Source organism: Annamia dubia NIES-4383 (assembly GCF_055394725.1).
The window spans coordinates 3,245,837-3,260,403 of record NZ_AP025630.1; the positions used below are offsets into that span (position 1 = coordinate 3,245,837).

Here is a 14,567-nt window from a genome sequence, read left to right on the forward strand (position 1 = left end):
AGTTTTCATGGATTATTTTTTTGTATTTTAACAAATTGATCATACATTCTCTCCCCCTGATTTTTTTAATTTTTGATCACACAATCGGGAAATTTTTGTTTTAAAACATCAATAACTTCACAGGGTTTTTTGATTGTTAAATTCGTTTTTTCTCCTCTAAAACGATGCCAATTAAAAGGATTTTTTATTTCCGCCGATAGCCAAAGTAATTTTTTAGCCCTAGTCATGGCTACATATAAAAGGCGATAATTTTCCGCTTGTTGTAATGATTTTGCTTCTTCCCAAGCTTCCGTAGGTGAAGGAATTTGAACTTTTTTATGATCATCTAAATATTGACTATGTAAAATAGTTCTAATTTGAACTCTAGCGACTTCTGGTAAACTAAATTGACCTAAAAATGGAGCAGAAATCCAATTATCCCCCGGAATTACATCATCATTAAGAAAAGGTAAAAAAACATAATCCCAATCTAATCCTTTGGCTTTGTGCATGGTAATAATTGTCACTTGTTTTGGGCGCACATATTGATTTTCTGTTTCTTCTTCTACCCCTTCAAAATTTTCTGTGTTCACAATTTCTGTTAAAGTATTAATAATATTTTTTAAGGAACTTTTCCCAATAATTTGTTGATTAATTCTTTCAGACAATTTTTGCACAGTGGCTAATTCTGCGCCTTGATATTGTAAAGTCATGCCCAAAAAAGATATTAATTGATAATGGGGTAATTCTAATCTAGCTTTAAGCAAATTACAACAATATTGACGGGCAGTTTTTACTATTTCTTTTTGGGGGGGATCAATGGCCGTGGGATATAAAAAGATTTCGGGATAGGTAGCCAAAGCATTAAAGTCTTGAGTGGCTATTAATTGACGATTTTCTAATACTTCTAAGGCTGATTTTAAATAATCTGAAGAATGGGGGCGATCAACAAATTGTAATAATTTTAATATTTCTGTAGGAATTTGTGAATAACGATCGCTTTGATTTACTTCATAAATTTTGATGCCATATTCTGTTTCCAAATGGCTTAATTGTTTGGCTAAAAAGCGGCCTTGACGGTTAAATCTAACTAAGATTGCACAACTATCTTCAGGATTTTTTTTAAATAGATCAATTACTCTTTTTTCGATTAGGTTAATAGTATGGTCAAAGTCTTGTGGTGTATAAATTTCTAAGCCTTTACCCTCGGCAGTTGGATTAGCATTAATTTGGGGATCATTAACATCTACAGGGCGAATATTTTGACGGCGAAATGGATATTTATTGACCAGATCTTGTTCTTTTTTTTGTTCTTTTTGTTCCCAGAAATCGCAAATCCAATTTAACATCACATTGGAAGCATTTAAAATTATTTGATTACTTCTACCCGCTTGATCCATCGTGGCTAATTTTTCTTGATTTTGACATAATTGACAGAACCAATTAAAATACATCGGATCAGCCGGAGTAAAAGAAGAATTAATGGCTTGATTAGGATCGCCAACCCTAATTAAATTAATCTTATTACTGTTAACTTCTTGAGCTAAAATGTTAATTAATTGTTCTTGTAACGGGCTAGAATCTTGTGCTTCATCTTCAAAAACTGCGAAAATTTGATTTTGCCAAACTTGACTAATTTCTTCATTTTTTAAAACTTTTAAAGCCCCTAAAATCATATCATCATAATCAATATAATTATTAGCTTTCATTACTTTTTGATATTCTTCAAATAATCCCGCACATACCGCTAAAATTTGATATTGATCCGTGGCTTTTTCACTCATTTTAGCTAAATCTTCTGGTAATAAGCCCGAACTTTTGGCCTCCCTAATCACTTGATAGGCTAAATTAGGTAAAACCTCTGTTCTTAATACGGATTGACGGCGTAATTTTTCTGTTTCTTCATCGTCAATTATGTTTCCCTTTAATAGTAAATTAAATAGATCAGGATAATTAACTATCCATTTTTCCACTGTACTTCTCATAATGCGATGGCTAGGAGTAGGAATAACCAGAGTTGAATCTTGAGAATTTAACCCTGATAACTCAGGATGACTACTGGCAATATTTAAAGCTAATCCGTGCAAAGTCTGCACCATAAAGCCTCCGGGGGGATAGGATAGCTCTTTTAATCTGTCTCTAATTTTAGTTTTAATGCTAGTGGCCGCCGATCGAGTATAAGTGACGATTAAGAGTTGACGGCGCGAATGTAATTGATTTTTGATAATGGCGATCGCCGCCGCTACGGATAGACTATGGGATTTTCCGGCTCCGGGTACTGCTGAAACTGCCATTTGAGAACCTTCCCACTCTGCTAAACTTTTTTGCCCTGATCTGAGGGTCTGTTTCAGAGTTTCTAATTGAGAGGTTAATGAGTTATTGATAAGCATTAATCGTGAGCAATAGATAAGAATTAGGGACTTAACAATGTTAAGTCCCTCAAGCAATAAGTAATAAGTAATAAGTATGGTATATAGTATAACATAATCAACCCATAAAATGTCAAGTAAAAATTAAATCAAATGAAAATTCATCAATTACAAAGAATTGTCATTAAAACAGAACAAATACAGAATAATCAAATTATACTTAATTCAGAGCAAAAACATTATCTTGAAAGGGTTTTACGCTTCAAAGAAGGGGATCAAATTATTATGATGGACGGCCAAGGTCAAGCATGGCTGGTTATTTTTGAGGGAGAAATTTATCAAATCAAAGAAAAATTTAATCAGAATAACGAGTTACCTATTAATTTAACTTTAATTTGTGCTTTACCAAAAGGCAATCATTTTGACGATATTGTGAGAAGTTGTACCGAGTTAGGAGTTAATCAAATTATACCAATAATTAGTGAAAGAACTTTATTAAAACCCAGTCCAAATAAAGTGGAAAGATGGCGAAAAATAGCCCTAGAAGCAACGGAACAGTCAGAACGTCAATTAATACCCCATCTAAGTGAACCCGTCAAATTTAAGCAAGTTTTCGAGCAAATTAACTTAGAAAATAGTGATAATTATATGTGTGTGGCGAGGGGAAAAAATCCTCATTTATTAACTTGTTTACAAAAAAAATCTTCTAAAAATATTATTATTATGACGGGAACGGAAGGCGGTTGGACTGATCAGGAAATTTTAACGGCGATCGATTATAATTTTCAACCTGTTTCTTTAGGGAAAAGAATTTTAAGGGCTGTTACCGCGCCTATTATGGCTTTATCTTTAGTAGTTAGTTATCAGTTGCCAATTGATAATTGATAATTGATTAATTATACTATTTTAAGGAGGATTGGGGAGATATTAAGTTAATCAGAAATCAAGAAAACAAATTATAAAATATCTTTGCGTTTTTGTAAGATTAAAGTAACAATTAAATAAACTAAAGTATGAACTCCCAACATACCCCAATTTAAGCTTAAATTATGCCATGTAGCATTATAAATTGTATCACCAGCAAAAGGTAAAGGAATTTCCGTACCGTCCGGTAAAACTTGAGCTTCTGGCACCATGGCATTAACATTTACTAAACTAGCAAAAGCCCTCACTGACCAACTACTTAACATTAACCAAGATACCACTTCTCCCGCCCCTTCCATGTCAAATAATACCCCTGAAAAAATGATTTGAGGAATTAATAAAAGGGGTAAAGCACTGTTAGCTTGAGTGCTATTTTTAACCATAGCAGAAACCATTAAACCTAAGCTCATACAAGTAAAAAGGGTTAAAAAACTGGTAATTCCTGCCCCGATTGACCATGAAATTAAATCAGGTTGGGGTGACTCAAATCCTAATAGAATTGCTCCTGTCATTAAAATGGTTTGAATTACCGCCAAAGTTCCTAACACTAATAACTTAGAACCTAGATAGGAAAATAAGCCTAAATTAACCAATCTTTCCCTTAAATAAATATCAGCTTCCTTGACTATTTCTTGCAAAGATGTTGATAAACCTACCCACAAAGCGGCCGAGGTAAAAACAAATAAAACTCTTAAAGCTAAAGGTGCTAAACTTGCTTCTAATTCTTGGGGAATAATTAAAGGCTCTTTGTCTCTGATGGCAATATTTATTAAAGCAATACCAACAGGTGCGGTAACTAATGATAAAAATAAATTAACTTTATCCTCTAAAACTAATTTTAAATAGCGCTGAGTTAAAATTAATAATTGTTGTAAAAATGAAGGTTTAACTTTTTGGGGTTGGGTTTGAGTTGTGGCTTTTTGTCCTATACTTAAACGGTTTTCGATATAATTTTGATAATAACTAGAATTTCTAAATTTTTGACTTTCTTGTAACACTGCTTCTTTGGTTTCTAATTTAATATAAATATCCGCAAAATCGTTAGTTTGAATATTAAAAAAGTGATAACAGTCTTTCGGTGGCCCAAAATAACAAAGGTGGCCACCCGCACCCATAAAAACAATGCGATCACATTGCTTTATATTGCTTGTAGCATGGGTAACTAAGATAATTGTACGCCCTTCATCTGCCAACTTTCTTAATAGTTGCATCATCTTTTTATCAAGGCCAGGATCTAAACCCGATGTGGGTTCATCTAAGAAAAATAATTTAGGATCCGCTAACAATTCTACCCCAATACTTACCCTTTTTAATTGACCTCCACTCAACGCTTTAACAAACACATCTCGGCGATCGCTCATTTCAATTTGTTGTAAGGTTTTTTCCACTACTTCTTTCACATTTATATCAGGAGGTAAACGCAATTTTGCCGCATAATTTAATACATCAATTACCCTTAAATTTTTATGCACAATATCACTTTGCGGTACATATCCGATTTGAGTACGATAAATATTAAAATTTTTTCTTAAACTTTCACCATTCAAATACACAATCCCGTTAGTTGTGGGATCAATACCGAGTAAAGTCCTCATCAAAGTTGACTTTCCAGCCCCACTACCCCCCACTAAAGCCACAAACTGCCCCGGCTCGATCGGTAAAGTAATATCATTTAAGAGGGTTATGGGCTGATTTTGCTTATTTCTGACGATACGCATAATATTCTGAGCGTCTAAGCGAATATTATCACCCTGATCAGCTAAAATAAGCTCATCACCTTGTAAAACAAGAATATAAGGGCCTAATTGAATTTTACAACCAAGGGTTAGGATCATTGCCCCGTTAACTTTTTGACCATTAACAAAAATACCGTTAGTGCTGAAATCCCTGATGATATAACGCCCTTGGCTATCTTGATCAATCACCCCATGACGGCGGGATATAATGGGAGAATCTAAAATCAGATTAGCGTTAGGATCACGTCCTAATAAGACGGAGCGATTTTTAAGTGATATACTTCGATGGGAAGGAGGCGGCGCGGTTTGGCTACCACTGGAGTCAAAATAGTTCAGAATAATCCAATTAGTAGGGTCTTGACCAATTTTTAACCCAATCCCATTTTCTAATTTTACCCCTTGATTGATAGAAACCCTCCTATTATTGAGAAATAAGCCGTTTGTGCTTGGTTTATGACCGTCACCGTCAAAAATATAGTAATCATTACCCATTTTTTGAATACGTCCATGAATACCACTGATCACCGTCCAGTTACTAGGTAAGACAATATCCGCTCTAATATGATCGCGCCCAAAAATATGATATTGTTTGGTAAGTGGTACGGGTGGTAAGATTTGCCCTTGATTATTAAAAATTAAATAGGGAATATTACTGAATACTGTTTGACTACTTGACGGTGTTTGCATAATGCGATGGGGTCATTTTCAAAGATGATTAAAAATTATAGCAGTCAGTCTTAAGATCGTGAATAATAATATTAAAACAAAAAGTAGCAGATTTAAAAAATCCCTAACTTTAAAAATATTCTAATAAATTCAACTTTTATCCTTGAGAGGAAGTAGGAAAGTTTTGCTTAAGTTCTGCTAACTGATTAATGACAATAGATTGACTTTTTGGCATCTCTACTACTAATTTTAAATTACCTCCTAAAGCTTGAAGATGACTGGTAAAAGTAGATAATAATAAATCAGTTTGTTTTTCTATTTGAGAAATTTGATCTTCTTCAATATTTAATTTTTGGCTTAGTTCTGTTTGACTTAATTGATAAGCTTTTCTCAACTCCCTTAATGTCATTTCTTGTGCAATTAATTCCTGAGCTTGAGCCTCAATTTCAGCCCGTTCTTCAGGGGTAAATTTTGCCATAATTTCTGCTAAAGTTTTTGTCATTTTAGGTAACTCCTTTTTATTTAATGATAATTATAAATTTTTTAAATGTTGTTCATATCTAAAATCTGCTTTTTGAATTAATTGTTTATAAAAAAGTTGCTCTTTTATTTTTGACTTATCACCTCCTACTAATAAAATTGCATTTCTTTGAGGATCAAAAATAAAAGCAATTCGCCAAACTCCATCATTAACTTTTAATCTTAATTCTTTCATATTAGTATATTTAGACCCTTTTAATGTGTCTACAATTGGTCTCCCTAATTCTGGTCCAAATTTTTCTAATACTTTAATTTTTGCTAACATTTGTTTTTGTACAATTTTCGGAAAATGCTCAAACTCTAATTCAAATTGTTCATGAAATAAAATAACCCACGTCATATAATTTGATTATAATACTAATTATTTAATTTAATAATATAATATTTTGGCGAAATAATCAATACTTAACCATATATAGCCCTACTAACTAATGTGGATAAATATGTTACAATTCTTAAAATAAGATTAAAGGAGTAAACATGATCAAAACTACAGAAATATTAGAAAAACCTTTAAAATCATTGATCGCAGGTAAATGGTTTAAGTTAATTTGTGGTGCAAGTTTTCAAGATTTACCTACTATTAGAAGTTTGGCGATCGCCTATAGTTTAGCAGGGGCTGACTGTCTTGATTTAGCGACCGATCCAGCCGTGATTAATGCAGTTAAAGAAGGGTTAAAAATAGCCGAAAACTTACAAGAAAAAGCAAAAGAAAAAGGATTTTTAAGTTATCAAAAACCTTGGTTAATGGTAAGTTTAAATACAGCAGAAGATCCCCATTTTCGCAAGGCAGAATTTAATCCTTTATTATGCCCAAAAGATTGTCCTCGCCCCTGTGAAAAAATTTGTCCGGCCTTAGCTATTAATAATAATGGAGTGATCGATCAAAAATGTTATGGTTGTGGTAGATGTATTCCCATTTGTCCATTAAATTTAATTGAAACCCGCTCCTATATTGCTAATTTTAATCAGATTTTTCCCTTAATTCAAGACTTAAAAATTGATGCGATCGAGATCCATACCCAAGTAGGACAAATAGAAGGTTTTAATAGATTATGGCAACAATTAAAACCGATTATTTCTAGTTTAAAATTAATCGCTGTGAGTTGTCAAAATCACGAAAATGTAACAGATTATCTTAATAATTTATATCAGATCATCTCCCCCCTAAAATGTGCCTTAATTTGGCAAACAGACGGCAGACCAATGAGCGGAGATCTAGGCAAAGGTACAACCCATCCCGCAATCAAAATGGCCGAAAAATTAATTAAAATTAAATTTCCGGGCTTTATTCAATTAGCCGGAGGCACTAATCAATATACAGTAAAAAAATTAAAAGAAAAAAACTTAATTAGTCCAGATTTATTATTAGAAAATTTGAAGATTCAACTATTAGCAAATCAACAATTTTCTCATATTGCAGGGGTAGCATACGGGAGTTACGCCAGAACTTTATTAAATCCCATTTTTGAACAATTACAAACTAATGAAACATTAATTAATTTAGAAGAAAATGAACAATTATTATGGCAAAGTGTTACAATTGCTTCAGGATTAGTTAATCAAATAAAAAACAGATCAGCTATTGACAATTGACAATTAAAAAAGCGATTGAAAACTGTCAACCGTTAAATTCTTAATTTAAAATGCTTGATTTTTTAAGTTTTGAATTATGATAATTATTGTGAACAAATTTAAACCTTAAAATATGGAAATTATTTGTACCCGTCCTAACTGCCCCCATCCTCAAAATTCTTTTAGTGATCTGGATGAATCCTCAAAACTCAAAACCGTCCAACAAAAATTCTGTATTAGTTGTGGAATGCCCTTAATTCTAGCGGGACGTTACTTGCCAATCAAATTACTTGGTCAAGGTGGTTTTGGGGCGGCTTTTTTGGCTAAAGACCGTTTTACCCCCACCATGAGAGAATGTGTCGTTAAACAGTTTCAACCTTCAGGCAATTTAAGCCCAAATCAATTAGAAAAAGCTCAGAATTTATTTGAAAGAGAAGCAATCGTTTTAGAGCGTTTAGGTAATAAACATCCCCAAATCCCTGATTTATTTGCATTTTTTCCCCTAATTGTACCGAGTATTCATCAAAATAAAGAAGAACAATATTTTTATCTGGCTCAAGAATTAATCAATGGACAAGATTTAGAAGAAGAATTGAGCATTAAAGGAGCTTTTTCTGAGGATGAAGTGCGTTATATTTTGGTAGAAATTTTAAAAGTGCTTCAATTTGTCCACGAAAATAATTCAATTCATCGTGATATAAAACCGAGTAATATTATGAGAGATCAAGAGGGCAAACTCTTTTTACTTGATTTTGGAGCAGTCAAAGAAGTGACGGCTTCGGCTGGGGGGGGAGGTTCTACGGGTATCTATTCCCAAGGTTATGCCCCACCCGAACAAATGTCCGGCTCTCAAGTTTTCCCAGCCACCGACTTATATGCTTTAGCCGTCACTTGTATTACCTTATTGAGTGGCAAACAGCCAGATCAACTCTATGATCCCTATAACAATTGTTGGAACTGGCGATCGCAGGTTACTTCCGTTAGTGATGATCTCGCACAACTGTTTGATATTATGCTTTCTAACTCAGTCAAAGACCGTTTTCAGTCGGCCGAGGAGATTTTAGCCTTATTAGAAAACCCTCAACCCATTCTTAAACCCCAAAGGCCTCTTACTCAACCCCCCATCACTCAACCCCCCGTCAGTAAACCCTCTGTAAGAACACCTCTTAATCCTTCTATTCCTCCGGTAGTAATTACACCCCAATTTTCTCTTTTTGAAATCATTGGCAATTCAGCCTTTACGGGGTTTGAAGGGGGTTTATTAGCGATCGCCCTATCTCACTTATTTAAAGGAATAACTCCTTTTTCCATCGGTATTTGGGGCATGATGGTGGGGGGTTTAGTCTTTCTTCAATATCGGCGCATTATTGAAAAAAAAGACTTACCAATCCTCGCAATTATTTCAAGTATAATCATGTTATTTCCTACTTTAAATCATAATCTTGGCATTATGATGACATTTATAATCGCAAGTTTAGCAGGTGCGGGAAGTATTGCCATTATGGCCTTATTTCGATTAGTTTATCAAATCCTATCTAAAATGATTTAAAAATTAGACCTCTTGAGAAAGTAATAAAAAATTAAATTAAATCAATTCTTTAACAGTTTTAATTAAATTTTAATGCTTTTAACCTTTTTTTTGACTTGTGCAAAAAACCTATTTATAAAAAAACACCCCTTTCTATTCAAGAAAGAGGTTAAACGCCTAGAAGCTACTCGTGATCAATTATTTCAACATTTCATTATTTTTAATATTCATCTAAGTAGTTCTCAGGGGAGTCTCAAAGCCCCACTGAGACTTAATAAACTGTTTATACATTGTTTCCTGAACAATCATTTGTTCATATAATCTAACTAAAAATTCTTTAGCTTGATCCTGACTCATTTGTTCTACTTGAGTCTCGAAAGAGCGGATGCTGAATTCTTGTTCTAAGGAAAGTTCGATAGGGTTAGACATGATATGTACTCCTGATATATTAATAATTTTGTTAAGTTTGGTTACATTTTAGAAAAAATACTTGACAAAATTCTGTACTTATGGATACAAGTTGAATTGAAAAATGATTAAACGACAAAAATTTTTTGTTTCCCCCTCAAAGGTGGTGATTTTGCCCAGTGGGATGCCACGATAAACTTTTGTTCAGATCAGATGTCTATTTGACAAAATTAAGCTATATTGATTTTAAACTTGGTATTTTCTTTATTTTGTGACCAATTATGACTGAAGATCAATTTCCTCAATCTGCGGATCAAAGCCTTCAAGGTGATCACCAACCTCTTTTAAATTCACAGGTGATTTCTGATGAGAATGGATCAGATGATCACCTCAATAATTTATCGTCTTGTAACCCCTCTGAGGCGACTTCTGAGGCGATCGCCGATCATTTTGAAGAAAAGAAAAACACTGATCACGAAATACCGGCCTTAAATAAATTTCCCCGTTTAGGTAGTTTAAATCTTTCTCAAATTGATCAACAATTAAATCAAGATCAAGATCAAGAGGTAGTGGCTCAAAATACCGATTGGTTTACTTTAGCCAGAAAATTGCGTCAACATAATCGGGAATTGGTGAAAACCGTTGTACAGTTAGAACAAGCTTTAGCTAATACCCAAGAATCGTTACAATCTCAGATGATTCAATTTAAAAATTCTGAATTAGTAATTAATCAACAAACAGAAGAATTAAATAATACTCAAAAACAGGTTTCTCGCCTTTTTTATGAGTTAGAAGCATCCCATAAAACTGCCCAATGTCAGCAAAATGTTTTAGATAATTTAACGGAACAATTAGAAAAATCCCAAGAGCAAACCGCCCAATTAGAGAGGGAATGTGCGTTACTTCAAGAAGCTTATAATGAGCAATCTCATCAACTAATTTTAGCTGAAAAACAGGTTAAAGAATTAAGAGATAATCTCCATCAAATTAAACGTCAAAATTGGCAACAATCTGCTTTAGTTTCCCCATCTAAATCTAATTCAGATCAAGCTAAAATTCCGATTGAATCTTCTATTAGTTCGGAAGTTTTAGAAATTATTAAAAATACCCAACTTGCTCCAGAAATTGACGACAAATTTGATAAAAATTTGAGTCAAACATCTGAAACTGAAAGATTAATTAATCAAGAAAATCAAATAGATTATACTCCTACTTATCATCATCAACCAATTAAACCTTGGTCAAGTCAAAAACAAGATTTACCTTTGCCTCCTCATTTTAAACTAGATTTACAAAATCCTTTTGAGTGGGAAATAAATCAAAATTTAGAAGCTAATAATTCACTGGATGAAGTTAAGGAGAATTTACCATCAAATAGGGATATTGAAATTGTTAAACTTGAAATTAAAGAGGCATCAAATACTATTGTTTTAAATGTTCCTACTTCTGCTAATAACAAGGAAAATCAAACTTTAGAAGAACCTTTAATTGCTCCTATAGTTGAAAGTAAATTAGTAGAAGAATTAAAGCCTAACAGTGATGATTCTAATAGTTATATAGAAAATAATATCAATAAATCGAAAAAAAGTAAATCTCATCTTTTACTCCCATTAGAATCATCAAAAGAGCTATTAACAAGGCCTATTTTTATTAATAAAATTAGAGAAGATCAACTTAATTCTGAAACAGTTATTAATGATTTTGAAAATGAAGAAAATCAAACACAAAATCATAATTTCTCATCCTATGATCAACATCAGAAAAAATCCCCTTCTCCTTTAATTTATCCAAGAATTTCTCCAAAAACTAAAAAATCACCCCGTTCCATTAATTTACCTAATTTTTCTCAATATAATTCAATTTATTCTTAAAATTGAATTGTTTTTAATTTTCTGTTATCTTAAAATTAAAGTTAATTATTTTGTCAAACTAGAGGTTTAAAAATGAAAGCATTTGTCGCAGGAGCTACCGGCCAAACCGGAAGACGCATTGTTGAAGAATTATTAAAAAACCAAATTGAGGTAAAGGCTTTAGTCAGAAATATGGCTCAAGCTCAAACAATTTTACCTCAAGGAGTGGAGTTGATCGAGGGAGATGTCTTAAACCCGAACACTTTTGCCAGTGCGATCGCCGAGTGTGATGTGTTGTTATGTGCCACCGGAGCCACTCCTAGCTTTGATTTTACCGCCCCCTATCAAGTGGATTATATTGGTACAAAAAATCTAGTCGACCTAGCCAAAAAGAACGCAATTCAGCATTTTGTGTTAGTTTCATCTTTATGTGTTTCCAAATTCTTTCATCCTCTGAATCTTTTTTGGTTAATTCTCTATTGGAAAAAACAAGCAGAAGGTTATTTACAAAATAGTGGCTTAAATTATACCATTGTAAGACCGGGTGGACTCAAAAATGAGGATAATCTTGACCCAATTATTATGGGTGGGGCTGATACCTTATTTGAGGGCAGTATCCCTCGGCGTAAAGTGGCTCAAGTGAGTGTGATGGCTTTATCCCACGCTGAAGCTAAAAATAAAATCGTTGAAATTGTAGCTCAATCCGATGCACCCTCTCGGAGTTGGCAAGATTTATTTGCTCAAGTTTAAAACTATGGTTTTTGATCCTCAACAATTTTTTGCGATCGCCGAGTGTTGTGAGCATAGCCCCTTTGGTAAAAAGTTACCAAACGCTTTATATATCCATCATTCTGCCCTATCTAGCCTTGAGGCGATCTTAACAGAATATGAGGAACAAGCCCGAACTTTATTAACGGAAAGTAATCAGTTTGATTTAATTAAATTTCATACCGATCAACCGAAAATTTCTTATTTATGTTATCCTAATTTTGATCATGATCCCCATCCCGCCCTGAAAAAAAGTATTATTATTGATTTATTAACTCAAGAAATTAATATTTGGGAATATGAAAAAAGAGATAATCCTCCTATTTTACACCGTAAAGAAACTTTTTTAACCCCTGATTATCCTTTATATGAAATTTTTGCCCATTTAACCCACTGTGAAGAAAGCTTAGGCTTATTGGATCAAGCACGGGCGATCGGCACAAAACAACAATGGGAAAAACGTCTATTGGCTCATCATATCAGTTTTAATGGGCATTTTTTAACCTGTAAAGTAGAATTTAAAAACCCCCAACGCAAAATTGAACGCCATAAGGCCGCATTGATGCGCAATGAACTTTCCCGCCCCGTGAAAACCGCCTTAGACTTAGGCATTTTTCAAGAGGGAATGAGCTTTTTTGACTACGGTTGCGGTTATGGTGGGGATTTTGAGAGGATTAGTCAAAGAGGTTTTGTGAGTCATGGCTGGGATCCCCATTATCGCCCCGATGAACCCCTACACAAAGCTGATATAGTCAATTTAGGTTATATTATCAATGTGATTGAGAGCTTAGGTGAGCGTAGAGAGGCTCTGATTAATGCTTGGCATTTAACAAAACAAGTTTTAATTGTGGCCGCACAGGTTTTAATTGATGATGAAAGAAGGGGGGTTGTAGCCTTTGGAGATGGCATTATTACTAATAGAAATACCTTTCAAAAATATTATGAACAGGAAGAATTAAAAATCTATATTGATCAGGTTTTAAAAGTTGATTCTATTCCTATTTCTTTAGGTATTTATTTAATCTTTAAAGATGAAGAAAAGGCACAACTTTTTCGGGCTTCCTTCTTTAGAAGTAAATTAAAAACTCCTCGTATTCAAAGAAAAGTTAGACGTTTTGAAGATTATCAAATCTTATTAAATCCCTTAATTGAATTTGTTACAAATCGGGGCCGATTACCAGTTAAAGGAGAGTTAGAAAATGAAGGTGAAATTAAATTAGAATTTGGCACAATGAGGAAGGCTTTTAAATTAGTTTTAGAGGCAACAGATCAACAAGAATGGGAAGAAATTGAAGAAAAACGCCGTCAAGATTTATTATTATATATTGCCCTGAGTAGCTTTAAAGAGCGGCCTAAATATGTTCATTTTAGTTATGAAATGAGGGAGGATATTAAAGCTTTATTTGGGAATTATCAAAAAGCTTGTTTATTAGCAGATTTAACTTTATTAAGTTTAAGAGATCTTCAAAATATCGCAGATTTATGTCGTAAAAGTAAGGTAGGTAAAAAAACAGCTAATTCTTTATTAATTCATGTTAATGCCTTAGAAAATTTAGAGCCAATTTTAAGATTATATGAAGGTACAGCTAACCGTACTTTTGGCAGATTAGATGACTGTAATATCATTCAATTATACTTCCATAAAGCGCAAATTGCCTATTTATCTGTGCCAAATTTTGACACAGAAGCTCACCCCATTATTATGGAAAAAATGACCATTGATTTACAAAATTTAAAAGTCTATTATTGGGCGGCGGATCTAGAGGCAAATCCGCCAATAATTCACGAAAAAGAAAAATTTGTGACGGAAAATTATCCTTTATATAATAAGTTTTTAAAATTAACTAATCAAGAAAAAGAAAGGGGATTATTTAATTATAAAAAAATTCATTATTTAAGAGATTGGTTAAAAATTTTAACAGAAAATTGTATTGAAATTAAAGGCCATAGTATTTATTGGCGTAAAGATGCCGATCCCTATCAAGTAAAATTATTAAAATCAAAAATTAATCAACGAAAAAAACAATAAGTAATTGACAATCAATTAAATGATGAAACTGTGAGATAATTGAAGTTGTTATCTAATTGAAAAAATCGGTTAAAACCGATTATAAAATACAATTTTAATCTGACTTTGAAAATACCCCCAAAGGTAAAGATCAATATTCAAGCTCACCCCCCACTATCTTAATTATTAAATTAAGTAAAAAAAATGGTAAAATTT

Annotated in this window: 11 protein-coding genes; 6 read left to right on the forward strand and 5 right to left on the reverse strand. The window is 33.1% G+C overall.

The window, feature by feature from the left end:
* Positions 1 to 65: 65 nt before the first annotated feature.
* Positions 66 to 2,369 (reverse strand): ATP-dependent helicase, encoded by a 2,304-nt coding sequence (locus tag Anndu_RS14645; protein ID WP_464101895.1) that lies wholly within the window; start codon positions 2,367 to 2,369, stop codon positions 66 to 68.
* A gap of 132 nt (positions 2,370 to 2,501) precedes the next feature.
* Here Anndu_RS14645 and Anndu_RS14650 point away from each other — a divergent pair, with 132 nt between their 5' ends.
* Positions 2,502 to 3,233: a 16S rRNA (uracil(1498)-N(3))-methyltransferase gene (locus tag Anndu_RS14650; protein ID WP_464101896.1), complete on the forward strand. Its 732-nt coding sequence runs from the start codon at positions 2,502 to 2,504 to the stop codon at positions 3,231 to 3,233.
* Positions 3,234 to 3,304: 71 nt separating this feature from the next.
* Here Anndu_RS14650 and Anndu_RS14655 read toward each other — a convergent pair whose 3' ends face one another.
* From Anndu_RS14655 to Anndu_RS14665, 3 genes are all read right to left on the reverse strand, one after another.
* Positions 3,305 to 5,695 (reverse strand): ATP-binding cassette domain-containing protein, encoded by a 2,391-nt coding sequence (locus tag Anndu_RS14655; RefSeq protein ID WP_464101897.1) that lies wholly within the window; start codon positions 5,693 to 5,695, stop codon positions 3,305 to 3,307.
* Between the two features lie 136 nt (positions 5,696 to 5,831).
* Entirely contained in the window at positions 5,832 to 6,176 is a 345-nt protein-coding gene (locus Anndu_RS14660) for an XRE family transcriptional regulator (RefSeq protein WP_464101898.1), read from the reverse strand.
* 30 nt (positions 6,177 to 6,206) lie between these two features.
* Positions 6,207 to 6,554 carry a type II toxin-antitoxin system RelE/ParE family toxin gene (locus Anndu_RS14665; RefSeq protein ID WP_464101899.1) on the reverse strand — a complete coding sequence of 116 codons (348 nt, stop codon included), beginning with the start codon at positions 6,552 to 6,554 and terminating at the stop codon, positions 6,207 to 6,209.
* A 158-nt stretch (positions 6,555 to 6,712) separates the two neighbouring features.
* Between Anndu_RS14665 and ldpA the strand changes: the two genes are divergently transcribed.
* Both ldpA and Anndu_RS14675 read left to right on the forward strand, forming a co-directional pair.
* Positions 6,713 to 7,810 (forward strand): circadian clock protein LdpA, encoded by a 1,098-nt coding sequence (gene ldpA / locus Anndu_RS14670; RefSeq protein WP_464104113.1) that lies wholly within the window; start codon positions 6,713 to 6,715, stop codon positions 7,808 to 7,810.
* 112 nt (positions 7,811 to 7,922) lie between these two features.
* Positions 7,923 to 9,338, forward strand: a complete 1,416-nt coding sequence (locus Anndu_RS14675; RefSeq protein ID WP_464101900.1) for a protein kinase domain-containing protein — start codon at positions 7,923 to 7,925, stop codon at positions 9,336 to 9,338.
* Between the two features lie 210 nt (positions 9,339 to 9,548).
* Here the strand turns inward: Anndu_RS14675 and Anndu_RS14680 are convergent, their stop codons facing one another.
* Positions 9,549 to 9,746, reverse strand: coding sequence for an NblA/ycf18 family protein (locus tag Anndu_RS14680; RefSeq protein WP_464101901.1), 198 nt, complete (start codon positions 9,744 to 9,746; stop codon positions 9,549 to 9,551).
* A gap of 260 nt (positions 9,747 to 10,006) precedes the next feature.
* Between Anndu_RS14680 and Anndu_RS14685 the strand changes: the two genes are divergently transcribed.
* From Anndu_RS14685 to Anndu_RS14695, 3 genes are all read left to right on the forward strand, one after another.
* On the forward strand, positions 10,007 to 11,596 hold the full coding sequence (locus tag Anndu_RS14685; RefSeq protein WP_464101902.1) for a hypothetical protein: 1,590 nt from the start codon (positions 10,007 to 10,009) through the stop codon (positions 11,594 to 11,596).
* 72 nt (positions 11,597 to 11,668) lie between these two features.
* Complete coding sequence (locus tag Anndu_RS14690) at positions 11,669 to 12,325, forward strand: NAD(P)H-binding protein (RefSeq protein WP_464101903.1); 657 nt, start codon at positions 11,669 to 11,671, stop codon at positions 12,323 to 12,325.
* Positions 12,326 to 12,329: 4 nt separating this feature from the next.
* Positions 12,330 to 14,372 (forward strand): DNA phosphorothioation-associated putative methyltransferase, encoded by a 2,043-nt coding sequence (locus tag Anndu_RS14695; protein WP_464104114.1) that lies wholly within the window; start codon positions 12,330 to 12,332, stop codon positions 14,370 to 14,372.
* Positions 14,373 to 14,567: the final 195 nt, after the last annotated feature.

Coding starts and splice junctions, on each gene's coding strand:
- Anndu_RS14675 (WP_464101900.1), top strand. CDS start 7,923: ATGGAAATTATTTGTACCCGTCCTAACTGCCCCCATCCTCAAAATTCT.
- Anndu_RS14665 (WP_464101899.1), bottom strand. CDS start 6,554: ATGACGTGGGTTATTTTATTTCATGAACAATTTGAATTAGAGTTTGAG.
- Anndu_RS14690 (WP_464101903.1), top strand. CDS start 11,669: ATGAAAGCATTTGTCGCAGGAGCTACCGGCCAAACCGGAAGACGCATT.
- Anndu_RS14685 (WP_464101902.1), top strand. CDS start 10,007: ATGACTGAAGATCAATTTCCTCAATCTGCGGATCAAAGCCTTCAAGGT.
- Anndu_RS14645 (WP_464101895.1), bottom strand. CDS start 2,369: ATGCTTATCAATAACTCATTAACCTCTCAATTAGAAACTCTGAAACAG.
- Anndu_RS14660 (WP_464101898.1), bottom strand. CDS start 6,176: ATGACAAAAACTTTAGCAGAAATTATGGCAAAATTTACCCCTGAAGAA.
- Anndu_RS14655 (WP_464101897.1), bottom strand. CDS start 5,695: ATGCAAACACCGTCAAGTAGTCAAACAGTATTCAGTAATATTCCCTAT.
- Anndu_RS14695 (WP_464104114.1), top strand. CDS start 12,330: ATGGTTTTTGATCCTCAACAATTTTTTGCGATCGCCGAGTGTTGTGAG.
- Anndu_RS14650 (WP_464101896.1), top strand. CDS start 2,502: ATGAAAATTCATCAATTACAAAGAATTGTCATTAAAACAGAACAAATA.
- Anndu_RS14680 (WP_464101901.1), bottom strand. CDS start 9,746: ATGTCTAACCCTATCGAACTTTCCTTAGAACAAGAATTCAGCATCCGC.